The 22104-nt window shown below is 72.4% G+C and carries 19 protein-coding genes; 4 read left to right on the top strand and 15 right to left on the bottom strand.

The window, feature by feature from the left end:
• Nucleotides 1–78: 78 nt before the first annotated feature.
• Nucleotides 79–948, top strand: a complete 870-nt coding sequence (locus ABD998_RS12790) for a fumarylacetoacetate hydrolase family protein (protein ID WP_345439726.1) — start codon at nt 79–81, stop codon at nt 946–948.
• A gap of 11 nt (nt 949–959) precedes the next feature.
• Here the strand turns inward: ABD998_RS12790 and ABD998_RS12785 are convergent, their stop codons facing one another.
• A complete protein-coding gene (locus ABD998_RS12785) occupies nt 960–2420 on the bottom strand; it encodes an aspartate ammonia-lyase (protein ID WP_345439724.1) in 1461 nt (486 codons plus the stop codon).
• A 164-nt stretch (nt 2421–2584) separates the two neighbouring features.
• Here ABD998_RS12785 and ABD998_RS12780 point away from each other — a divergent pair, with 164 nt between their 5' ends.
• Nucleotides 2585–4747, top strand: coding sequence for a S9 family peptidase (locus tag ABD998_RS12780; protein ID WP_345439722.1), 2163 nt, complete (start codon nt 2585–2587; stop codon nt 4745–4747).
• A 3-nt stretch (nt 4748–4750) separates the two neighbouring features.
• Here the strand turns inward: ABD998_RS12780 and ABD998_RS12775 are convergent, their stop codons facing one another.
• The 5 genes from ABD998_RS12775 to ABD998_RS12755 form a co-directional block, all read right to left on the bottom strand.
• A complete protein-coding gene (locus ABD998_RS12775; protein ID WP_345439720.1) occupies nt 4751–5641 on the bottom strand; it encodes a phosphodiesterase in 891 nt (296 codons plus the stop codon).
• Between the two features lie 47 nt (nt 5642–5688).
• Nucleotides 5689–6717, bottom strand: coding sequence for an ATP-dependent 6-phosphofructokinase (locus tag ABD998_RS12770; RefSeq protein WP_345439718.1), 1029 nt, complete (start codon nt 6715–6717; stop codon nt 5689–5691).
• Nucleotides 6718–6774: 57 nt separating this feature from the next.
• Nucleotides 6775–8928: a DEAD/DEAH box helicase gene (locus ABD998_RS12765; RefSeq protein ID WP_345439716.1), complete on the bottom strand. Its 2154-nt coding sequence runs from the start codon at nt 8926–8928 to the stop codon at nt 6775–6777.
• A 232-nt stretch (nt 8929–9160) separates the two neighbouring features.
• Nucleotides 9161–9805: a hypothetical protein gene (locus tag ABD998_RS12760; RefSeq protein WP_345439714.1), complete on the bottom strand. Its 645-nt coding sequence runs from the start codon at nt 9803–9805 to the stop codon at nt 9161–9163.
• An 83-nt stretch (nt 9806–9888) separates the two neighbouring features.
• A complete protein-coding gene (locus tag ABD998_RS12755; RefSeq protein WP_345439712.1) occupies nt 9889–12171 on the bottom strand; it encodes a heavy metal translocating P-type ATPase in 2283 nt (760 codons plus the stop codon).
• 84 nt (nt 12172–12255) lie between these two features.
• Here ABD998_RS12755 and deoC point away from each other — a divergent pair, with 84 nt between their 5' ends.
• Nucleotides 12256–12975 carry a deoxyribose-phosphate aldolase gene (gene deoC, locus ABD998_RS12750; protein ID WP_345439710.1) on the top strand — a complete coding sequence of 240 codons (720 nt, stop codon included), beginning with the start codon at nt 12256–12258 and terminating at the stop codon, nt 12973–12975.
• A gap of 19 nt (nt 12976–12994) precedes the next feature.
• On the opposite strand, the gene ABD998_RS12745 is transcribed toward deoC, so the two are convergent.
• Genes ABD998_RS12745 through ABD998_RS12725 form a run of 5 tightly spaced genes read right to left on the bottom strand, consistent with a single transcriptional unit; the run spans nt 12995 to nt 16387 of the window.
• Nucleotides 12995–13954: a bifunctional riboflavin kinase/FAD synthetase gene (locus tag ABD998_RS12745; protein ID WP_345439708.1), complete on the bottom strand. Its 960-nt coding sequence runs from the start codon at nt 13952–13954 to the stop codon at nt 12995–12997.
• The gene (locus ABD998_RS12740; RefSeq protein ID WP_345439706.1) at nt 13951–14367 is read right to left on the bottom strand and encodes a hypothetical protein; all 417 of its coding nucleotides are present in this window, start codon (nt 14365–14367) and stop codon (nt 13951–13953) included. Before ABD998_RS12740 ends, ABD998_RS12745 begins: the two co-directional genes overlap by 4 nt.
• 43 nt (nt 14368–14410) lie before the next feature.
• Nucleotides 14411–14779: a hypothetical protein gene (locus tag ABD998_RS12735; protein ID WP_345439704.1), complete on the bottom strand. Its 369-nt coding sequence runs from the start codon at nt 14777–14779 to the stop codon at nt 14411–14413.
• A complete protein-coding gene (gene truB / locus ABD998_RS12730; protein WP_345439702.1) occupies nt 14776–15684 on the bottom strand; it encodes a tRNA pseudouridine(55) synthase TruB in 909 nt (302 codons plus the stop codon). Before truB ends, ABD998_RS12735 begins: the two co-directional genes overlap by 4 nt.
• Nucleotides 15685–15718: 34 nt before the next feature.
• Complete coding sequence (locus ABD998_RS12725) at nt 15719–16387, bottom strand: hypothetical protein (protein WP_345439700.1); 669 nt, start codon at nt 16385–16387, stop codon at nt 15719–15721.
• A gap of 118 nt (nt 16388–16505) precedes the next feature.
• Between ABD998_RS12725 and ABD998_RS12720 the strand changes: the two genes are divergently transcribed.
• Complete coding sequence (locus ABD998_RS12720) at nt 16506–17378, top strand: HhH-GPD family protein (protein WP_345439698.1); 873 nt, start codon at nt 16506–16508, stop codon at nt 17376–17378.
• A gap of 3 nt (nt 17379–17381) precedes the next feature.
• Here the strand turns inward: ABD998_RS12720 and rbfA are convergent, their stop codons facing one another.
• From rbfA to nusA, 4 genes are all read right to left on the bottom strand, one after another.
• On the bottom strand, nt 17382–17816 hold the full coding sequence (rbfA, locus tag ABD998_RS12715) for a 30S ribosome-binding factor RbfA (protein WP_345439696.1): 435 nt from the start codon (nt 17814–17816) through the stop codon (nt 17382–17384).
• 79 nt (nt 17817–17895) lie between these two features.
• Nucleotides 17896–20676, bottom strand: coding sequence for a translation initiation factor IF-2 (gene infB / locus ABD998_RS12710; protein WP_345439694.1), 2781 nt, complete (start codon nt 20674–20676; stop codon nt 17896–17898).
• Nucleotides 20677–20752: 76 nt separating this feature from the next.
• Nucleotides 20753–21010: a YlxR family protein gene (locus ABD998_RS12705; protein ID WP_345439692.1), complete on the bottom strand. Its 258-nt coding sequence runs from the start codon at nt 21008–21010 to the stop codon at nt 20753–20755.
• 58 nt (nt 21011–21068) lie between these two features.
• The gene (gene nusA, locus ABD998_RS12700) at nt 21069–22055 is read right to left on the bottom strand and encodes a transcription termination factor NusA (protein WP_345439690.1); all 987 of its coding nucleotides are present in this window, start codon (nt 22053–22055) and stop codon (nt 21069–21071) included.
• Nucleotides 22056–22104 lie beyond the last annotated feature (49 nt).

Below are 22104 nucleotides of genomic sequence, written 5' to 3'. Positions count from 1 at the left end.
GCTCCACAGCCTAGAGGGGGAGCTTTCGTGCATATCGGTCGTGATCGCCTCGCCGCTCGGCCGGATAGCCTGGACATCATGCGTTTCGCCCACGTGACCTTCCCCGGGGGCGTCGCCCCCACCCTCGCGCTCGTCGACGACGACGGCGCCCTCGACGTCGCCTCCGTGCTCGCCGAAGGACCCCGCACGGTCGAGCAGCTCATCGCGGGGGGCGACGCCGCCCTCGCCGCCGTCCGCGAGGCCGCCGCGGCGCCGGGCTCCGAGCGCACGCCGATCGCCGACATCGTGTTCGCGCCGGCGCTCCTCACGCCGCCGTCCATGCTGGCGATCGGCCTGAACTACGCGGCGCACTCCGGCGAGCTGAATCTCAAGACCGACGACACCCCCACGGTGTTCACGTTCTGGCCGAACTCGCTGCAGGCGCACGAGGGCACGACGACGTGGTCGCGACGGCTCAGCGAGGCCGTCGACTACGAGGCCGAGCTCGGCGTCGTGATCGGCCGCCCCGCCAAGGACGTGACGGAGGAGGAGGCCCTCGACTACGTCTTCGGCTACACCGTCGTCAACGACATCTCGGCGCGCAACATCCAGTACTCCGAGGCGCAGTGGTGCCGCTGCAAGTCGCTCGACGGCTTCACGCCCGTCGGCCCGTACATCGTCACGGCCGACGAGATCGCCGATCCGCAGGATCTCCACATCTGGACGCGCGTGGACGGCCACATGATGCAGGACGCGACGACGGGCCAGATGGTGCGCTCGGTCGCGAAGCTCATCGCGCACCTGTCTCAGGGCATCACGCTGCTGCCGGGAACGCTCATCTCCACGGGCAGCCCCGGCGGCTCGGGCTTCTCGCGCACGCCCCAGGTGCTGCTGCGCGACCGCTCGACCGTGACCGTCGGGATCGACGGCATCGGCGAGCTCACGACGCACTGCCGTATGACCGACTGACCGCGCCCGGATCAGGCGGTGGGGATGTCCTCGGCCGCCACGATGGGCATCACCGTCGTGATGGGCTCGAGACCCGACAGCCGCTGGGGGCTCAGCTGCTTGTCGACCTCGGCACGGTCCATGAGACCCGCCTCCACGACGAGGTCAGCCACGTTGCGGTTCGTGAGGAGGGCCGTCTTCGCGAGCGCGGCCGCCGCGGCGTAGCCGATGAACGGCGTGAGCGCCGTGATGACGCCCACGCTCGATCCCACCATCGCGCCCAGTCGCTCGCGGTTGGCGGTGATGCCGTCGACGCAGTTGACGCGCAGGGTGCGCATCGCCTGGCGCATCCAGATGATCGACTGGAAGATCGAGTGCGCGATGACGGGCTCGAAGGCGTTCAGCTGCAGCTGCCCCGCCTCGACGGCCATCGTCACGGTCACGTCAGACCCCGCCACCGCGAACGCCACCTGGTTCACGACCTCGGGGATGACGGGGTTCACCTTGCCCGGCATGATGCTCGACCCCGCCTGGCGGGCGGGGAGGTTGATCTCGCCGAGCCCCGCCTGCGGCCCCGACGACAGCAGCCGCAGGTCGTTGCAGATCTTCGACAGCTTCACGGCGTTGCGCTTGAGCGACGCCGAGAACGACATGAACGAGCCCGTGTCGCTCGTGGACTCCACGAGGTCGCTCGCCGTCTCGAGGTCGAGCCCCGTGATCTCGCGCAGGTGGCGCTCCACCGCGCGCCCGTACCCCGGGTGCGTCGTGATGCCCGTGCCGATCGCCGTCGCGCCCATGTTGATCTCGTGGAGGAGGAACGCGTTCTCGTTCAGGCGGCGGTAGTCGGCCTCCAGCGTCGTGGCGAACCCGTGGAACTCCTGGCCGAGCGTCATGGGCACCGCGTCCTGCAGCTGAGTTCGGCCGACCTTCAGCACGTCGTGGAACTCGACCGCCTTCGCGAGGAAGGAGCGGCGGAGGAGGTCGAGCTCCTCCAGGAGCGACCGCAGCGACAGCGAGAGGCCGATCTTGATGGACGTCGGGTAGACGTCGTTCGTCGACTGGCTGCGGTTCGTGTGGTCGATGGGCGACAGGTACGCGTAGTCGCCGCGCTCGCGGCCGGCGAGGCCGAGCGCGATGTTCGTGATGACCTCGTTCGCATTCATGTTCGTCGAGGTGCCGGCGCCACCCTGGATCACGCCGACGACGAACTGCTCGTGGAACCCGCCGTCGATGACGAGCTGCGCCGCGCGGTCGATGAGATCGGCGCGCTCGGCGTCGAGGACGCCGATCTCCCGGTTCGCCCGCGCCGCTGCCTGCTTCACCATCGCGAGTGCGACGACGAGCTCGGGGTAGACCGAGATCGGGCGCTTCGTGATGTCGAAGTTCTCCAGCGCCCGCGCCGTGTGGATGCCCCAGTACGCCTCGGCGGGGATGTCCATCGACCCCAGGGAGTCGGTCTCGGTGCGGATGGGCGTCGCGGCGTCGTCGGCCATGGGTGCTCCTCGTGGGTGCTCACGTCGGTGTGTGTACGGGATGCGGCCGATCCTACCCGCCGGCGCTGCCGCCTCCGCCTGACATCGCGTACATGCTCGAACCTGCGGCTGTACGCCCCGTACAGCGCCTCCCCGACCGGCCGGGACCCGACTAGCGTGGAGGGGTGACCACCGAGAGCACCGCCGTCCCCTCGCCCGCCGTCTCGCCCGCTCCCCCCGTCGCCGCTGCGCGCCCCATCGTCCGCTCGCACCACGGCGACGACGTGGAGGACCGCTACGAGTGGCTGCGCGCGAAGGACGACGCCGAGGTCGTCGCGCATCTCGAGGCGGAGAACGCCTACACCGACGCTCGTCTCGCGCACCTGGAGCCGCTCCGCGAGACGCTCTTCCAGGAGATCAAGGGGCGCGTGCGCGAGACCGACCTCACGGTGCCCGTCCGGCAGGGCGGATGGTGGTACTACGGCCGGTCGATCGAGGGCAGGCAGTACGGGCTGCAGTGCCGCGCGCCCCTCGCCGACGCGGACGACTGGACGCCCCCGCGTCTCGAGGCCGACGTCCCGGTGCCCGGCGAGCAGGTCCTGCTCGACGGCAACGTCGAGGCCGACGGCCACGAGTACTTCTCGCTCGGGGCCTTCTCCGTCACGACAGACGGGTCGCGCATGCTGTGGGGCGTGGACACCGCCGGCGACGAGCGCTACACGGTGCGGATCCGCGACATCGCGACGGGCGAGGAGCTGCCCGACGTGCTCGAGGGGGTCGGCGGCGGCGCCCGCTTCACGCCGGACGGGGCATACGTCGTGTACTCCACTGTCGATGACGCCTGGCGCCCTGACGGGGTCTGGCTGCACCGCGTCGGCGAACCCGGCCGCGACGGCGACGTCGAGATCGCCCACGAGGACGACGAGTCGTTCTGGATCGGCGCGGGCTTCACGCGCAGCCGCCGCTACCTCGCGATCGAGTCGGCGTCGAACACCACGAGCGAGATCGACCTCATCGCGGTCGCCGATCTGCCGCTCCTCATCGAGGACCCCGACGCGGTGGACTCCCTCACCGTGTGGGACCGCTCGGCAGGGGTGGAGTACTCCGTCGACCACGCCGTGATCGACGGACGCGACTGGATCTACGTCCTGCACAACCAGGGCGCCCTCGACTTCGAGCTCGTCCGGCTGCCCGCCGACGACGAGGACGCGGAGCCGGAGACGATCATCCCCCACACCCCCGGCACGCGACTCGAGAGCGTCGACTGCCTGCGCGACTTCGCGATCGTCGAGTACCGCTCCGACGGCATCCCGCGCGTCGGCATCCTCGACTACACGACGCACGAGGTGCGCGAGGTCGCCTTCGACGAGCCGCTGTACGACGCCGGCTCCGGCGGGAACCCCGAGTGGGCCCAGCCCGTCGTGCGCCTCAGCTACGGCTCGTTCACGACTCCCGGCGCCGTCTACGACTACGTCGTCGACACGGGCGAGCTGCGCGAGCTCAAGCGCGTCGAGGTGCGCGGCGGCTACGACGCCGCAGATTACGCGCAGGAGCGCCTGTGGGTGCCCGCCGCCGACGGCACGGCCATCCCGGTCTCGCTCGTGTGGAGGCGCTCGTTCGGCGAGCCGGGCGCGGAGCCGCGCCCCCTGCACCTGTACGGATACGGCTCCTACGAGCACTCCATCGACCCCGGGTTCTCGTACGCGCGGCTGTCCGAGCTCGATCGCGGCGTCGTGTTCGCCGTGGCGCACGTGCGCGGCGGAGGCGAGCTGGGCCGCGCGTGGTACGAGCACGGCAAGCTCTCGCGCAAGCGCAACTCGTTCACGGACTTCGTCGACGTCGCCCGCCACCTCGTCGCGCACGGCTTCACCACGCCGGAGCGGATGGTCGCCGAGGGCGGCTCCGCGGGCGGCCTCCTCATGGGGGCCGTCGCGAACCTCGCCCCCGAGCTCTTCGCGGGCATCCTCGCGGACGTGCCCTTCGTCGACGCGCTCACGACGATCCTCGACCCCTCGCTCCCCCTCACCGTCATCGAGTGGGAGGAGTGGGGCGATCCCCTCCACGACGCCGAGGTGTACGCGTACATGAAGTCGTACACGCCGTACGAGAACGTGCGCGACGACGTCGCGTACCCCCGCGTCCTCGCGATGACGTCGCTCAACGACACGCGCGTGTTCTACGTCGAGCCCGCGAAGTGGGTGGCGCGGCTGCGAGAGGTCGGCGCCGACGCGCTGCTGCGGTGCGAGATGGTCGCCGGTCACGGCGGCGTGAGCGGCCGCTACAACGCGTGGAGGGAGCGGGCGTTCCAGCTCGCGTGGATGCTCGACGTCATGGGCGTCGACGCCTGAGCGTCACGCCGGCTTGCGCGAGAAGCGCTCCAGCCGCTCGTGCGGCGTCAGGGCGGCCATCCGCGCGTACCACTCCGGCGTGAAGAAGTCGTTGGGGTCGGCGGCCTCCACCGGGACGACGGCGTGCGTCACGGTGTCGTCGTACACGTGCACGAGCTGGAACGTCTGCCCCGCGTCCATCCCGTTCACCGACAGCGCGGGGCGCGCGATGTCCATCGTGTAGCACGATGCGGACGCGACGCTCACGGGGATCCCCGCGAACGTGCCGCTCGTGGCGTAGTGCAGATGGCCCGCGAGGATGGCCCGCACGTCGGTGCCGCGGATCGCGTCGGCCAGCGCCGGCTGGTCCTGCAGCTCGAGGATGTCGAAGAGCGGGACGTGGCTCGGCAGCGGCGGATGGTGCAGAGCCAGGAGCGTCCCGAGCGGCGCTGGCTCCGCCAGCTCGCGGCGCAGCCAGTCCAGCTGCTCGTCGCCCAGCCGACCGTGGTGCCAGCCGGGCACCGAGGAGTCGAGGGCGATGAGGCGGAGGCCGCCGAGGTCGTGCACCGAGGTGACGGGTTCGAGGCTCGGCTCTCCTCCCAGGAGCGCCGACCGCAGCGGGGCGCGCTCGTCGTGGTTGCCTGCCACCCACACGACGGGCGCGCCGAGGCGCGCCGCCACCGGCTCGACCAGCGCCCGCAGCCGGCGGTACGCCGACTCCTCGGCGAGGTCGGTCAGATCGCCCGTGAGCACGAGCGCGTCGACCCCGCCGACGAGCCGCTCGACGCGCGCGAGCGCGCGGACGAGATTGGCCTCGGTGTCGATGCGCCCGTTCAGCGGCCCTTCGAGCAGATGGGTGTCGCTGAGGTGCACGATCGTGCGGCGGGCTGGCGGATGGCTGCCGAGCTGGTGCATGCGCCCAGCCTAGGCGGGGCGGGCGACGCCGCCCCGCCCGCGGCGGGTCAGCCGAAGAGGGCGGCCGCCTCCTCGTAGCGGCTGAGCGGCACCGTGTGCAGCTCGCCGAGGGCCTCCTCGAACGGCACGCGCACGATGTCGGTGCCCTGCATGGCGACCATCTGCCCCCAGGCGCCGTCCACGACGGCGTCGGCGGCGTGCAGGCCCAGACGCGTCGCGAGCACGCGGTCGAAGCCCGAGGGGGCGCCGCCGCGCTGGATGTGGCCGAGCACCGTCGAGCGGGTCTCGATCCCGGTCGCCTGCTCGATGAGGGGCGCGAGCACCTCGCTGATCCCGCCCAGGCGCGGCCTGTTGAACGCGTCGAGCCCCTTGTCGCTGTACGCCTCGGACTGGCCCTTCAGCGTGAAGCCCTCCGCCACGACGACGAGCGGAGCGCGACCGCGCTCGGCCGCCGCGAGCACGTGCTCGGTGATCTCCTCGAGCGACAGCGGCACCTCGGGGATGCAGATGATGTGCGCGCCCGCCGCCATCCCGGAGTGCAGGGCGATCCAGCCGACGTGACGGCCCATGACCTCGGCCACCATGCAGCGCTGGTGCGAGTCGCCCGTCGTGCGGAGCCGGTCCATGGCGTCGGTGGCGATGTTGACGGCCGTGTCGAACCCGAACGAGTAGTCCGTCGCCCGCAGGTCGTTGTCGATCGTCTTCGGCACGCCGAGCACGGGGATGCCGTCGTTGTTGAGGCGCTGAGCGGCCGCGAGGGTCCCCTCGCCGCCGATCGCGATGATGCCGTCGAGCTTGTGCCCGTAGAGCGTCTTCGCGATGTTCTCCGCCCCCCCGCGGTCGCCCTCGTAGGGGTTCGTGCGGCTCGTGCCGAGGATGGTCCCGCCGACCTTCGACAGGCCCTTCACGTCACGGCGCGTGAGCGGGAAGAAGTCCGCCTCCACGAGGCCCTTCCAGCCGTCGCGGATGCCGACGAACTCCATGTCGTACGCCTCGGTGCCCTTGAGCACCGCGCCGCGGATGACTGCATTGAGGCCGGGGCAGTCGCCACCACTCGTCAGAACGCCGATCTTCATGAGAACAACGCTAGGGCATCCCGGGCCGCCGTGTTCACGCCCCGGGAGCCGAGCGCGTCAGTCGCCGCCGAGCGCCTGGCGGAGCACGTGCATGAGCGCGGCGAGCTGCACGGAGTCGCTCGACGTCTCGTCCCAGACCTCGCCGTCGAGCGCGCGACCCGCGAGACCCTGCTTGCGGTCGATGAGCTCCGCGATCTTCGTGTCGATCGTGTGCGCGGCGATGATGCGCCAGGCGGTGACGGGCTCGTCCTGGCCGATGCGGTGCACGCGGTCGATCGCCTGCGTCTGCTCCGCGGCCGTCCAGCTGAGCTCGGCCAGCACGACGTTCGAGGCCACCTGCATGTTGACGCCGACACCGGCTGCGGTGAGCGAGCACACCGCGATGCCGACCTCCGGGTCGTTGTTGAACGCGTCGATCGCGGCCTGCCGGACGGCGCCGGACTGCTCTCCGCGCACGGAGACGGCCTTGATCCCGGCCGCGGCGAAGTGCGCCTCCGCCTGGTCCATGACATCGATGTGCTTGGCGAAGAAGACGACCTTGCCGACCGAGCGCTGCAGCTGCGCGGCGTAGTCCGCCGCGAGCAGCGCCTTGGCCTGGCCGATGCGGCGCACCATCGCGAAGACGTTGTCGCCCTCGGTGCCGGCGGCCTTCGACTCGTCGAGCTCGCCCTGCGCCACGAGGCGCACGATGTCGTCGTCGATCTCGCCCGGCGCGAGGCCCCTGTCGCCGCGCGCCTCGATGATGCGGCGGTACCGTGCGGCGAGCCGGCCGCCGAGCTCGCGCTCGGCCGCGCGGATGCCGCGCCCGAACTCGTCGTCGAGCTGCACGGGGAGGTCGGCCACGAGCTTGTCGGGGAGGTCCTTCGCGACGTCCTTCTTGCGTCGGCGGACAATGCCGAGCGAGATGACGGCGTCGCGGGCCTCGGGGTAGAAGGCCTTGTCGGCGGGCGTCAGCCCCGTCGCGTCGAGCTTCTCCATGAGCTCGGGGCCGGGCTTCTCGCCGTTCGTCCAGCCGAGGAAGCGCCAGATCGCGTCGAAGTCCTCGACGTCGTTGATGAGCGGCGTGCCCGTCAGGGCGAGCATGAGCGGCTCGCCGCCCGGGGTGGTCTCTCGGATTCCCCGCGCGAGGGCGAGGACGTTCTGCGACCGCTGCGACGTGAGGTTCTTGATGAAGTGCGCCTCGTCGACGACCATCCCCCGCAGCCCGAGCGTCGACAGCCATCCGATGTGGCGGTCGAGGATCTCGTAGTTCACGATGAACACGTCGGCGAACGCGTCGACGTCCTGCCCGTCGCCGTTGATGACCGTGGCGCGGCGCTGCGGCGTCCAGCGCTCCACCTCGCGCGCCCAGTTCATCTTCACGACGTTCGGCACGACGACCACGAGCGGATAGGCCTCCGCGACCGACGCCGCGAGCACCGATTCCGCAGTCTTGCCGAGACCCGGCTCGTCGGCGAGGAGGAACGACCGGTGCCCCTGCCGCACGGCCTCGAGGAACCGCGACTGGTGCGGCATGACCTCGAGTCCCTTGGGCGAGAGCCGGTCGAACTCGGGCACGTCGGGCAGCGGCATGGTGGCCGCGCCCCCGCCGGCGCCCAGCTCGAACGCCTTGTAGAGCGGGCCCATGAGCTCCCAGCCGTCGAGTCGACGACGCGGGGTCGGCCCGGATGGCGCGCGCGACAGATCGGGGGCGAGGAACGGATTCGCCTCGCGGCGCGTCTCGATCTGCGGCGGCGTGACAGCGCGCTCCGACACGACGGCGGGGAGGACCGCGGCCTGCACGACGGGCTTCTCGTCGGAGATGACGAGCTCCTCCGGCGGCAGATCGGCACCCGACTCGAGCAGCCAGTCGCGGCGCATGCGGCGCGCCACGGGCGAGGTCGCGTGATCGGCCTCGAGGAGCTGGATGAGCGAGGTGTCGCGCGCCGCCGTCTTGGCGAGGATGGTCGCGACGCCGTCGAGCCGCTTGAGCAGCTCGGCGCGGGCGGCGTCGGTGATGGCCGTGTCGGCCTTCACGCGGGCGCGCTCCTCGCGGACGAGGAACGCGATCACCTGGAACTTGACGCGGTTCGTGGGGCCGAGCTTGTTGCGCTGTGCCTTCGCCTCGATCTCGCGCACCTTCCGGGCGAGGATCGGGATGACGGGGGCCTCGTCGTCGCGCCGGGCGGACGAGGACTTCTTGCGCTGTCGCGCGGGTGCCGTGGTCGGCATGCTCCTCCTGAGCGTCGCTGCCCGCGGATGTCGCCGCAGGTCAGGTCGAGGTCGTGCGTGCGCCATGCGCCGCCGGAGTGCGGGCGGCGCCGTCCGGCGGGACCGGGCGACGACCGGAGCGCTCGCGAACCGGCGTCCGATGACGCGTCCCGTCCCCCCGGCGCACACGCGTCGATCGGGAGAACGGAAGCTTCACGGGCATTCTACGCCATCGGGCGACCCCGACCGCGTCTCAGCCCCAGAGCGTCGCGATGACGTCGTCGGTGTACTCGGGCTCGACGTCCGCGTTCAGCCAGTGGGTGGACACCCACCCGTTGCCGCCCAGCACGTGGACCTCGCCGCCCTCGCCCTCGGGAGCGCCGTCGAAGGTGTCCCTGAGCTCGCAGCGCGTCACGACGACGCGGTCCTCGCAGGCGAACGCCTGCTCCTGCAGCGCCGCGAGGACGGCGTCCGCCTGCGCGTCGTCGACGATCGCGACGGTCGTGGCGATCCCGACGTCGCTCGGCAGGCCCCACGTGCAGCGCAGGCTCGGCACCGTGTCGAGCACCTCGAGCGCCGGCACGACCTCGGTCGAGAGCATCGTGAGACCGGGGTCGTTCAGCGGTCCCACGTCCTCGCTCAGGATGGCGAGCGCCTCGGGCGACCACACCTGCTCGCAGCTCGCCGGCAGGGCGATGCCCTCGGAGGGCTCCGTCGTCGGCGTCGGCGCCGCGGGTGCCGTGGTCGCGGGGGTCGGCGTGACCGGAGCGCCCGTCTCCGTCGTCACGGGCACGGACGAGGTCTCGGCGGGCGCCGGGCCGAGCCCGCCGGAGGCGCACCCCGCCGCCGTGAGCACGAAGGCCGCCGGCACGACGGCGAGGGCGAGGCGGCGCATCATGCGTCCGACGGTAGCGGAGCGACCGTCCCGCCGCGCGGGGGCGCACCCCGATCGTGATGCAATCGCATCCGATGGGGCGCGCCTCAGCGAAAGCGGCGCAGCCGCAGGCTGTTCAGCACGACGAAGACGCTCGAGAACGCCATCGCCGCCGCGGCGATCATGGGGTCGAGCAGGCCGAGCGCGGCGAGCGGGATGGCCGCCACGTTGTATCCGAACGCCCACACGAGGTTGCCGCGGATGATCGACATGGTGCGCCTCGACAGCCTCACGGCATCGGCGGCGGCGTCGAGCGACGCGCGCACGAGCGTGACGTCGCTCGCGTGCAGAGCCGCGTCGGCTCCCCCGCCCATCGCGATGCCGAGGTCGGCCGCGGCGAGCGCCGCGGCGTCGTTGACGCCGTCGCCCACCATCGCCACCCGATGGCCGTCGGCCCGCAGGCGCGCGATCTCGGCGAGCTTGCCCTCGGGGTCGGTGCCGGCGACGACGCGGTCGATGCCGACGGCGTCGGCGACCCGGCGCGCGATCGGCTCGGCGTCGCCCGTGAGCAGGACGGGCTCGAGACCGAGGGCGCGCAGGCGAGCGATGGCGGCGGCGGAATCGGACCGGACGGCGTCGGCGACGAGGAGCACGGCCCTGGCCTCGAGCGGGGCGTCGGCGTCCTCCGCCCAGCCGACCACGACGACCGTCGCGACGGCGTCGTCGACCGCCTCGGCGAGCGCGTCCGGCAGGCGCGTGCTCTGATCCGCGGCGAAGGCCGGGCTGCCTGCGAACGCGCGACGGCCTCCGACGACGCCCGTCACGCCGCGACCCGCGTGGTCGCGGAAGTCCTCCACCGCATCGGGCTCGCCGCCCGCGGCCTCGACGACGGCGCGCGCGATCGGGTGGGCGGAGGCGCCCTCGAGCGCCGCCGCCGTCCGCAGGGCGTCGCGCTCGGAGACGCCGCCGGCGACGACCACGCCCTCGACGGCCATCCGCCCCTGCGTCACGGTGCCCGTCTTGTCCAGCACGACGACGTCGACGCCGCCCGCGGTCTCGATGGCCTCGGGGCCCGTCACGAGGATGCCGCGCTGCGCTCCCCGCCCCGTGCCGACGAGGATGGCGACGGGGGTCGCGAGGCCCAGCGCGCACGGGCAGGCGATGATGACGACGGCGACGGCGGCCGTGAACGCGGCGTCGACGGGCTGACCGGCGATGAGCCATCCCGCGAAGGTGGCCACGGCGAGGGCGATCACGATGGGGACGAACACCGCCGAGATGCGGTCGGCCAGACGCTGCACGCGGCTCTTGCCCGCCTGCGCGTCCTCGACGAGCCGTGCCATGTGCGCCAGCCGGGTCGCCTCTCCCACGGCCGTCGCGACGACGACGAGCCGCCCGTCCGCGGCGATCGTCCCGCCCGTGACGGAGTCGCCCTCTCCGCGCGCGACGGGGACCGACTCGCCCGTGAGCATGCTCGTGTCGACGGCCGCCGATCCGCTCTCGACGACGCCGTCCGCGGCGATCCGCTCGCCGGGCCGCACGACGAACCGGTCGCCCTCCGCGAGGGAGCCGATCGGCACGCGCGCGCCGTCTCGGCCGTCGGGGGCGGCCAGCACGACGTCCTTCGCGCCCAGCTCGAGCAGGGCGCGCAGCGCGGCTCCCGCCGTGCGCTTCGACCTCTGCTCGATGACGCGCCCGAGCAGGAGGAAGACGGTGATGACGGCCGCCGTCTCGAAGTACACGTGCCCGTCGCCGAGGACCGTCGCCCCTGCGCTCCACAGCAGCGCGGCCGCCGTCCCCAGTGTGATGAGCGTGTCCATCGTGGCGGCGCCGTGACGGGCGGCGGCGAACGCCGCCCTGTGGAACGGCCATCCGCCCCACACGACGACGACGGCCGTCGCGACGAGCGCCGCCCACTGCCATCCCGGTACCTGGAGGGGCATGATCATCGACACGAGCACGACGGGGACGGCCAGCACGGCCGACACCACGAGCCGTGTCCGCAGCGTCACGGCACCCGGCCGGTCCTCGACGTCGTGCACGTGGCCCGCCGCACCCGCGTGCTCATGGGCACTGCGCTCATGGACACCGTGCTCACGATCGCCGTGCTCATGGACACCGTGATCGTGGCGAACGGTGCGCCCCTGCGTCGCTGCGGGGCGGCGCACGACGGCGTCGTATCCCGCCGATCGGACGGCCGCGACGAGCGCGTCGTCCTCGACACCGGCGGGCGCGGTCACCCTCGCCGACTCGGTCGCGAGGTTGACGCTCGCGTCGACGCCCGGCACGCTCCGCAGGCGCTTCTCGACCCGGGCGACGCAGCTCGCGCAGGTCATGCCGTCGATGTCGAGCACGACGGGTCGCCCGCCGGCCTCCTCTGTCACCGCCATGGCGCATCCTCCTTCGCTGTCACGTCACTGAACACGATACCCCCCAGGGGTATTCCGCACCACCCACGCGGGTAGGCTGGTCGCATGCCCATCGAGCTCACCGAGGCGGCTGTCGCCGCCGCCATCGACCACGCGATCCTCAAGCCGGACTTCACGCGCGCCGACGTCGACCGGGAGCTCGACATCGCCGCGCAGTGGGGCGTGTTCAGCGTCTGCGTCCGCCCCTCCGACATCCCCTACGCCGTGCGCCGTCTCGACGGGACGGGAGTCGCGGTCGGCACCGTCATCGGGTTCCCCCACGGCACGACCTCGACGGCGGCCAAGACGGCCGAGCTGCGGCGGGCCCTCGACGACGGCGCGACGGAGTTCGACATGGTCGTGCACATCGGAGCCCTGCGCGGCGGCGAGGACGACCGCGTCGTCGCCGACATCCGCGAGGTCGTGGCCGCCGCCGGCGGCCTCGTCACCAAGGTCATCCTCGAGACGAGCCTCCTCGACGAGGAGCAGATCGAGCGCGGCAGCCGTCTCACCGAAGCCGGCGGCGCGTCCTTCGTGAAGACGTCGACGGGCTTCGCCGGGGGCGGTGCAACGGTCGAGCACGTGGCGCTCATGCGCCGCACGGTGTCGGAGACCGTGCAGGTGAAGGCGTCCGGCGGCGTCCGCGGCCTCGACGCGGCCATCGCCATGCTGGGGGCCGGCGCGACCCGGCTCGGGACGAGCGCGAGCGCGACCATCCTCGGCGAGCTGCGTGCCCGCGAGGCCGGCGGCGCGGCCTCCACGACGGAGGACGCCACCTCCTACTGAGGCGCCGTCCGCGACGCCCTCAGCCCTGGCGGAGGGCGTCGCCGACGTGCGCGACGTCGTCGGCCATCTGGTCGATGAGCCTCTCGACGCCCTCGAAGGCGACCATTCCGCGGATGCGCGCGACGAACTGCACCTCGACACGCAGCCCGTACAGGTCGAGATCGGCCTCGTCGAGCACGTAGGCCTCCACCTGGCGGCGCTCGACGTCGTCGAAGGTCGGGTTGGTGCCCACCGAGATCGCGGCCGGATAGCGCACGACCGAGCCGAGGTCGCCACGCGGCACGATGAGCCACCCGGCGTAGACGCCGTCGGCCGGTACGAAGCCCTCCGCGTCCTCGGCGAGGTTCGCGGTCGGGAACCCCAGTTCGCGGCCGCGCTTCAGACCGTGCACGATCTCGCCCCGCATGCCGTGCGGGCGGCCGAGCAGCTTCGCCGCGCGCTCCACCTCGCCCGCATCGAGCAGTTCCCTGATCCAGGTGGACGACACCCGGCGGCCGTCGCCCGCGCTCGCGATGTCGGGCATGACCTCGACCGTGAAGCCGTGGACCGCCCCCATCCGCTCGAGGAGGGCGGAGTCGCCCGCTCCGCCGCGGCCGAACCGGAAGTCGCCGCCCACGAGCACGCGCTCGGCGTGCAGGGCTCCGACGAGCACGCGCTCGACGAAGCGCTCCGGCTCCTCCCCCGCGAGCTCGTCGTCGAAGGCGAGCACCAGGGTCGCGTCGATCCCCGTGCCGTCGAGCAGGTCGATCTTCTGCGCGACGCCGATGAGTGGCCTCGGGCACTTCTCCGGCGCGATGAGCGCGAGCGGGTTGCGGTCGAACGTGACGGCCACGGTGCGCGACCCCGTCCCCGCCGCGTCCACGAGCATCCGCTCGACGATGGCGCGGTGGCCGGCGTGGAGGCCGTCGAACTTGCCGATCGCGACGACCGACGGACCGAAGCCGACGGGCACCTCGTCCGCGTTGCGGAAGAGCATCATGCTCCCGCCTCCGGTGCATGCGTGCGCAGCCACCAGATGCCGAAGAAGGGCAGGACGAGCGGAATCCAGACGTAGCCGCTGCCGTAGAGCGACCACACCGTGGGGTGCTGGAAGAGCGCGGGGAGCGCGACGCTGAGGGTTCCCACGACGAGCACGCCCGCCAGCTCGAACAGGACCGAGACCCACGCGACCCGGTACCACGCCGGGCTCTTCGCGAACAGGAGCGCGAGCGTCGCGAGGATGTAGACGACGGCCGATGCGGCCGAGAGCGCGTAGGCGAGCGGCGCCTCGTCGAACGCGCGCACGATCTGCACGAACGAGCGGCCTGTGGCGGCGAGCGCCATGACGCCGTAGACGAACACGAGGACGATGCCGACGCCGGTCATCCGGCGGGTGCGCGCGGTCTGTGTCATAACCGCTCCAGTCTAGTTCTCCCGAGGGGAGGGCGATCCGGCCTCACGCGCCCTGGATGGTCCAGATGACGTGCATGCGGTACACCATGACCGCCACGGCGAGCGCGAGCACGCCCATCACGACGACGCTCCAGCGGCTCCTGTCGACGAACGCCCACACGATGCCGGCGGCGGGCAGGAGCGCGGCCGATACGAGGTACGTCCAGAACTCCAGCAGGTCCCCCGTGGGCGGGTTCCCCGCGAGCGGCGCGACGATCGCCACGACGATCTGGGCGAGCAGGAGCAGCTCGACGAGGGCGAGCGCGCCCACCGACACGTCGCCGGGGCGGCGCCCGACGAGGCCCAGGACGACGCACAGGAGCCCTGCCGCCGCCGCGACGCCGACCTGCGCCACGGTGAACCACTCGATCACGACAGCGACTCCGGCATGTTCATGGCGCTCTTGAGCGCGGCGCCCCGCTTCTCCACCACGCCGACGAGCACGCCGTCCGGGTCGATCGCCGCGGCGCGCGCGCCCGCCAGGCGGACGGCCGCTCCCTCCAGGCGCTTGCCGTGGCGGAGGTCCCTGGCCTCGTCGGCGGTCGCGTCGAAGCGGCCGAGGACGCGCGCCGCCACCTCGGCGGCGGGGAGGAGCACCGCGTCGTCGAGCGCGTCGACGGCCGCAGCCTCCGCCACGCCGAAGGGGCCGACATGCGTGCGGCGGAGCGCCGTGAGGTGCCCGCCGATGCCGAGCGACGCCCCCAGGTCGCGCGCGAGGGCGCGGATGTACGTCCCGGACGAGCAGTCGACGACGACGTCGAGGTCGATCGCCCCGGCCGAACGGCGGATGGCCTTCACGTCGAATCGCGAGATCGTCACCTCCCGTGCCGCGAGCGAGACCTCCTCCCCGGCGCGCACGCGGTCGTACGCGCGGCGGCCGTCGACCTTGATCGCGGACACCGCGCTCGGCACCTGCGAGATCGCGCCCGTGAGCGCCGCGACGCCGTCGGCGATCGCGGCATCCGCCACGGCCGCGAGCGCGACCTCGTCGACGGGCGCGAGCGTCTCGCCCTCGGCGTCGTCCGTCGTCGTCGCCGCGCCGAGGCGGATGGTGGCCGTGTAGGTCTTGCCGAGGCCGACGAGGTACGTGAGGAGCCGGGTCGATCCTTCCACGCCGATCACGAGGAGGCCCGTCGCCATGGGGTCCAGCGTGCCGGCGTGGCCGACCTTGCGGGTGCCGAACGCGCGCCGCGTGCGGGCGACGACGTCGTGGCTCGTCAGCCCGCCCGGCTTGTCGACGAGGAGGATGCCCCCTGCCGTGGGATGAGCCTGTGCCATCCCTCCAGCCTAGGCGCTCGCGCGCGGGAGCCCCTCAGGCGCAGGCCTCGTAGGACGGCGTCTCCTGCGTCGTCACGGTCACCGATCCGGCACCGTCGCCGCCGTCGGAGTAGGTGAAGAAGAGCGCGCCGTCCTCGGCGTCGTCGTCGCGGACGCGGAGATGCGAGACGCCGTCGACGGGCGAGGCGACCTCCTCCGCGTCGGGGAAGACCGCGAGCACGTCGTCGCGCTGCGCGCCCACGCCGAGCCCCTCCTCCGTGCGCGGGCCGATGCCGGTCATATCGCTCAGCCACTCCACGGCGACGCCGACGACAGGGCCGTCCGCACCGGCGTCGGCATCGCGCTGGAAGGACACGAGGTAGGTGCCGTCGGGTGAGGACCAGTACGCCACCCAGGCGCAGCTGTCGTCGTTGATCCACTCGGCGGGGAGCCCCGCCAGCGTCTGCGCGAACGGCTCGCCCAGCTCCACCGGCCCGATCGACCCGTCCTCGATCTCCCACGTGGCAGGATCGGCGGGGTCCTCCTCGTCGCGCCCTGGCGTGGAGGGCGTGGGCGGCGGCGTGGCCGGCGTCTGCGACGGGGTCGCGCTGGACGGCGCGGATGAGTCCGTCGTGCCCGGCTCCGCGCCCCCCGGCGACGCGCAGCCGGCGAGCGCGAGCGCGAGCGCTCCCGCGAGCGCGGCGGCAGAGCGTGTGCGCGACATGATGAGACTCCTCCGTCGATCCCCCTCTCGACGCTAGCGGCGGGTTGCGGTATGTCGGTAACGGTTGGGACGCCGTCCGATAACGCTTCGGTCGCGACGGCCGTCCTAGGGTGGAGGGATGCCCGACCTCGCGCTCGCCGACGCCCTCGCGCCGTGGTTCCGCGCCCACGCGCGCGATCTCCCATGGCGCCGGCCGGGGTTCGGCGCGTGGGGCACGCTCGTCAGCGAGTTCATGCTGCAGCAGACGCCCGTGGCGCGCGTCGTCCCGCGGCTCGCCGAATGGCTCGAGCGCTGGCCCACGCCGACGGCCCTCGCCGATGACGCGCCGGCAGAGGCCGTGCGCCTCTGGGCCAACCTCGGGTACCCGCGCCGCGCGCTGTGGCTCCACCGCGCCGCGGTCGAGATCCGCGACCGCCATCACGGCGTCGTCCCTCGCGACGTCGACGATCTGCTCGCCCTCACGGGCATCGGCGACTACACGGCGCGCGCCGTCGCCGCCTTCGCCTACGGCGACAGGCATCCCGTCGTCGACACGAACACGCGGCGCGTGATCGCGCGGGCCGTGCACGGGAGGGCGCAGCCCGCCCCTCCGCATCGTCGCGACCTCGCCGAGATGACGGACCTCCTGCCGCCGGCCGCGCCGGACGCCGCCGTGATGAACGCAGCGGCCATGGAGCTCGGCCAGGTCATCTGCACGGCGCGGACGCCCCGCTGCGGCGAGTGCCCCGTCCAGCACCTGTGCGCATGGGTCGCCGCTGGTCGTCCGGAGACGCCCGACACCCGTCGGCGCCAGGCGCGGTACGAGGGCAGCGACCGGCAGGCGCGAGGCGCCGTCCTGCGGCTGCTGCGCGACCGCGATCCCTCTCCCGTCGCGGAGGACGCCGTGCTCGCAGGATGGCCCGACCGCGCACAGCGCGACCGGGCCATCCTCTCGCTCCTCGCCGACGGCCTCGTGGAGGCGGAGGGCGGAGAGCTGCGACTGCCGCGGTGAGCGTCAGTCCTCGTCGTCCACGCGGGGCTTGACGTAGGGGTCCTCGTCACCCGCGTACCGGGCGCCCGCCGCGAGACCGGCCACGGCCTGATCGCGCTCGCGCGCCTCCTGCAGCAGCGCAGCCAGGTGGTCCGCCGATTCCGGCAGCGCATCGGGGATGAACTCGAGCGTGGGGGTGAGGCGCGTGTTGAGCTTGCGACCGACCTCGCTGCGCAGCATCCCGGTCGCGGCCTTGAGAGCCGCGCCGCTGGAGGCGCGCTCCTCGTCGGAGCCGTAGACGGTGAAGAACACCGACGCGTGCTGCAGGTCGCCCGTGACGCGCACGTCGGTGATCGTCACGAACCCGAGCCGCGGATCGCGCAGCCCCTTCTCGAGCCGCTCGGCGAGGATGACGCGGATGCGGTCCGCGAGCCTGGCCTGTCGTTCGTTTCCAGCCATGTTCAGTCCTCCTCGGGAAGAGACGGCCCTGCCGGGCGGCGCGAGCCGCCCGGCAGGGCCATCGTGTCATGAAGACGCGTCAGGAACGCGGCTTCTCGACCATCTCGGTCGTCTCGATCTCGTCGCCGATCTGGATGTCGTTGTACTTGCCCAGGCCGATACCGCACTCGAAGTCCGTGCGGACCTCGGTGACGTCGTCCTTGAAGCGGCGCAGCGACTCGATGGCGAGCCCGTCCGCGATGACGACGCCGTCGCGGATGACGCGCGCCTTCGCGTTGCGGGTGATCGTCCCCGACCGCACGATGACACCGGCGATGTTGCCGAACTTGGAGGAGCGGAAGACCTCGCGGATCTCCGCGACGCCCGACTGCACCTCCTCGTACTCCGGCTTGAGCATGCCCTTGAGCGACTGCTCGACGTCGTCGATCGCGTTGTAGATGACGGAGTAGAAGCGCACGTCGACGCCCTCGCGGGCGGCCGCCTCGCGGGCCTTCGCGTCCGGCCGGACGTTGAAGCCGATCACGATCGCGTTGTCGATCGTGGCGAGGTTGACGTCGGACTCGGTGATCGCGCCCACACCGCGGTGGATGATCCGCAGCTGCACGCTGTCGTCGACCTCGATCTTGAGGAGCGACTCCTCCAGCGCCTCCACGGCACCGGCGACGTCGCCCTTGATGATGAGGTTGAGCGACTCGACCTTGCCCTCCTCGAGGGCGCGCGTGAACTCCTCGAGCGACATGCGCTTGCGGGCCTTGGCCAGCTGCGCGTTGCGCTCGACGGCCTCGCGCTTCTCGGCGATCTGGCGGGCCGTGCGGTCGTCGTCCGTGACGATGAAGGTGTCGCCGGCCCGGGGGACCGAGCTGAGACCCTGCACCTGGACGGGCCGCGACGGGGCGGCCTCGACGACCTGGTCGCCGTTCTCGTCGACCATGGCGCGCACGCGGCCGTACGCCGTGCCCGCGACGATCGGGTCGCCGACACGCAGCGTTCCCGACTGCACGAGGACCGTGGCCACGGAGCCGCGGCCCTTGTCGAGCTTCGCCTCGATCGCGATGCCGCGCGCGGCCTTGTTCGGGTTCGCGCGCAGGTCGAGACCCGCGTCGGCCGTCAGCAGCACGGCGTCCAGGAGGTCCTGGATGCCCGTGTTCTGGCGCGCCGACACGTCGACGAACATGACGTCTCCGCCGTACTCCTCGGCGACGAGCCCGTACTCGGTCAGCTGCTGGCGCACCTTCGCCGGGTTCGCCTCCGGCTTGTCGATCTTGTTCACCGCGACGACGATCGGCACGCCGGCCGCCTGCGCGTGGTTCAGGGCCTCGACCGTCTGCGGCATGATGCCGTCGTCGGCCGCGACCACGAGGATCGCGATGTCGGTCACCTCGGCACCGCGGGCGCGCATGGCCGTGAAGGCCTCGTGACCCGGGGTGTCGATGAAGGTGATCGCGCGCTCGTAGCCCTCGTGCTCCGTCCACACCTGGTAGGCGCCGATGTGCTGCGTGATGCCGCCGGCCTCGCCCGCGACGACGTTCGTCTTGCGGATGGCGTCGAGCAGTCGCGTCTTGCCGTGGTCGACGTGGCCCATGACGGTGACCACGGGAGGACGGATCTCGAGATCGTCGTCGTCCTCCTCGAGCTCCTCCTTCTCGAGGTCGAGGCCGAAGCCCTCGAGGAGCTCCTTGTCCTCGTCCTCGGGGGAGACGATCTGCACCTTGTAGCCGAGCTCGGAGCCGAGCACGTCGAAGGTCGCCTCGTCGAGGGACTCGGTGGCGGTGGCCATCTCACCGAGGTGGAAGAGCACCGTCACGAGGTTGCCGGGCTGGCAGACCATGCCGGTCGCGGCCTCGATCTTGTCGGCGAAGTCGGAGATCGACGCGCCGCGGCGCATCCGGATGACGGTGTTGCCGTCGCCGCGCGGGACCTTGACGCCGCCGACGATCGGGGCCTCCCGCATCTCGAACTCTTGACGCTTCGCCCGACGCGACTTGCGCTGCTTCGACTTGCCGCCGCCCTTGCCGAACGCGCCGGCGGTGCCGCCTCGTCCGCGTCCGCCGGGGCCGGGACGGCCGGCGAAGCCGCCGCCGGGAGCGCCGCCGCCGGGACGGAAGCCGCCGCCGGCACCGGGAGCGCCGCCGGGACGACCGGGGCCGCCGGGACGCTGCTGGAACGGGGCGCCGCCGGGACGACCGCCGCCGGGACGGCCGGGGCGCGGAGCACCAGGCCGGGGTGCGCCGGGACGCGGAGCCTGCGGCTTCGGCGGGCGCGGGATGTTGCCGGGCGTCGGGCGCTGGCCCATGCCCTGCTGCGACGCGAAGGGATTGTTGCCCGGACGGGGACCTGCGGCGGGGCGCTTGCCCATGCCCTGCTGGGTCGAGAACGGGTTGTTGCCGGGACGCGGGCCGCCGGGGCGGGGGCCGGGCGTGGGCGCACCGGACGCCGTCGGCGCCTCGTCGGCCGACGCGATCGCGGCGGCGGGCTTCGCCGCGGCGGGTGCCGCGGGTGCGGCGGCTGCCCGCTTCGCCGGGGCGGAAGGCGCGGCAGCGGCGGGCGCCGGGGCTGCCGGCTCCTCGACGGCGGGCTTCTCCGCGGGGCGCGCGGGGCCGGGCTTCGGGGCGCCGGGGCGCGCGGCCGCGGGCCCGGGGCGGCCGGGGGCGCGCGGAGCGGCGGGCTTCGCCGATCCCTCGGCCGCCGGCTTCGCGGAGCCCTCCGACTCGAGCGCGGCGCGCAGCTTGCGCGCGACGGGCGGCTCGATCGTCGACGACGGGCTCTTGACGAACTCGCCGAGCTCCTTCAGCTTCGCGAGCGCGACCTTGCTGTCGACGCCGAGCTCCGCTGCGATCTCATGTACGCGTGGTTTTGCCACAATTCTCCTGTCTGGGGCGGCCTGCCCCGGACAGGGCAGACCTCAGTGAAGTCGGACGGGACTCATTTCGAGCCGTTCACTTGGTTTCCATAGCTGACAGCCATTTCTCGAAGGTCTGCGTGTCGAGCGGGCCCGACACGCGCAGTGCCCGAACGAAGGCGCGGCGCTTCACCGCGATCCCGATGCACTCGGGGGTCGGATGGACCCACGCGCCCCTGCCCGGCATGATCGCGCGCTCGTCTGCGACGAGTTCGGAATCGATGACCACCACCCTGAGGAGGGCGGTTCGGGAGGCACGCGTGCGACAGGCGACGCACGTCCGTACGGGTTCCATCCTACACCTTGGTGTCGCGGCCGCCTCCGCGCGTGTCGCGGGGCCGGCCATCCTGCGGTTACTCCTCGAGCACGCTGTCGGGCTGGATGTCGATCTTGGCGCCCGTGAGCTTGGCGGCGAGGCGGGCGTTCTGGCCCTCCTTGCCGATGGCGAGCGAGAGTTGGTAGTCCGGCACGAGGGCGCGCACGGCCTTCGTCGAGGCGTCGAGCACGAAGGCGCTCGTGACCTTGGCGGGCGAGAGCGCGTTCGCGACGAACTTCGGCAGCTCGTCGTCGTGGTCGACGATGTCGATCTTCTCTCCGCTCAGCTCCTCCGTGACGGCGCGCACGCGCCGCCCGAGCTCGCCGATGCAGGCGCCCTTGGCGTTGATGGAGGGGTCGTTGGCGCGCACGGCGATCTTCGTGCGGTGCCCCGCCTCTCGCGCGAGCGAGGTGATCTCGACGAGGCCGTTCGCGATCTCCGGCACCTCCAGCGCGAAGAGCTTCCGGACGAGCCCGGGGTGGGTGCGCGAGACCGTGATCTGCGGGCCCTTGGTGCCCTTCGCGACGCTCGTGACGTAGACGCGGAGCCGCGATCCGTGTGCGTACTCCTCGCCCGGAACCTGCTCCTCGGGGGGGAGGATGGCCTCGACGGTGCCGAGGTCGACGTGGATCATCCGGGGGTTGGGCCCCTGCTGGACGACGCCCGCGACGATGTCGCCCTCCTTGCCGCGGAACTCGCCGAGCACGGCGTCGTCGGCGATGTCGCGCAGTCGCTGGCTGATGACCTGCTTCGCCGCATAGGCCGCGATGCGACCGAAGTCGTCGGGGGTCGTCTCCTCCTCGCCGACGACGGCGCCCTCGTCGTCCCGGACGGGGAGGAGGATGGCCACGTGGCCGCTCTTCCTGTCGAGACGGGCGCGTGCCCCCTCGGGGATCTCGCCCGACTGCGAGATGTGCTTGCCGTAGGCGGTGAGGATCGCCTGCTCGATGATGCGGACGAGTTCGTCGAAGGGGATCTCCTTCTCGCGCTCGACCGTCCGAAGCAATCCGAGATCGATGTCCACAGGGCCCTCCAGTATTCAGCTCTCACCGGCACACGTCTCGCCGATATCT

The sequence above is a fragment of the Microbacterium gilvum genome, assembly GCF_039543865.1.
GTDB classification, from domain to species: Bacteria; Actinomycetota; Actinomycetes; order Actinomycetales; family Microbacteriaceae; genus Microbacterium; species Microbacterium gilvum.
Note: the sequence above shows the minus strand (reverse complement) of the source record. Positions and strands in the feature narration are given on the sequence as shown.

Excerpts from the sequence above, each read along its gene's own strand:
- ABD998_RS12790 (WP_345439726.1), top strand. The coding sequence starts at position 79 with ATGCGTTTCGCCCACGTGACCTTCCCCGGGGGCGTCGCCCCCACCCTC.
- ABD998_RS12785 (WP_345439724.1), bottom strand. The coding sequence starts at position 2,420 with ATGGCCGACGACGCCGCGACGCCCATCCGCACCGAGACCGACTCCCTG.
- ABD998_RS12775 (WP_345439720.1), bottom strand. The coding sequence starts at position 5,641 with ATGCACCAGCTCGGCAGCCATCCGCCAGCCCGCCGCACGATCGTGCAC.
- ABD998_RS12770 (WP_345439718.1), bottom strand. The coding sequence starts at position 6,717 with ATGAAGATCGGCGTTCTGACGAGTGGTGGCGACTGCCCCGGCCTCAAT.
- ABD998_RS12765 (WP_345439716.1), bottom strand. The coding sequence starts at position 8,928 with ATGCCGACCACGGCACCCGCGCGACAGCGCAAGAAGTCCTCGTCCGCC.
- ABD998_RS12760 (WP_345439714.1), bottom strand. The coding sequence starts at position 9,805 with ATGATGCGCCGCCTCGCCCTCGCCGTCGTGCCGGCGGCCTTCGTGCTC.
- ABD998_RS12755 (WP_345439712.1), bottom strand. The coding sequence starts at position 12,171 with ATGGCGGTGACAGAGGAGGCCGGCGGGCGACCCGTCGTGCTCGACATC.
- deoC (WP_345439710.1), top strand. The coding sequence starts at position 12,256 with ATGCCCATCGAGCTCACCGAGGCGGCTGTCGCCGCCGCCATCGACCAC.
- ABD998_RS12745 (WP_345439708.1), bottom strand. The coding sequence starts at position 13,954 with ATGATGCTCTTCCGCAACGCGGACGAGGTGCCCGTCGGCTTCGGTCCG.
- ABD998_RS12740 (WP_345439706.1), bottom strand. The coding sequence starts at position 14,367 with ATGACACAGACCGCGCGCACCCGCCGGATGACCGGCGTCGGCATCGTC.
- truB (WP_345439702.1), bottom strand. The coding sequence starts at position 15,684 with ATGGCACAGGCTCATCCCACGGCAGGGGGCATCCTCCTCGTCGACAAG.
- ABD998_RS12725 (WP_345439700.1), bottom strand. The coding sequence starts at position 16,387 with ATGTCGCGCACACGCTCTGCCGCCGCGCTCGCGGGAGCGCTCGCGCTC.
- ABD998_RS12720 (WP_345439698.1), top strand. The coding sequence starts at position 16,506 with ATGCCCGACCTCGCGCTCGCCGACGCCCTCGCGCCGTGGTTCCGCGCC.
- rbfA (WP_345439696.1), bottom strand. The coding sequence starts at position 17,816 with ATGGCTGGAAACGAACGACAGGCCAGGCTCGCGGACCGCATCCGCGTC.
- ABD998_RS12705 (WP_345439692.1), bottom strand. The coding sequence starts at position 21,010 with ATGGAACCCGTACGGACGTGCGTCGCCTGTCGCACGCGTGCCTCCCGA.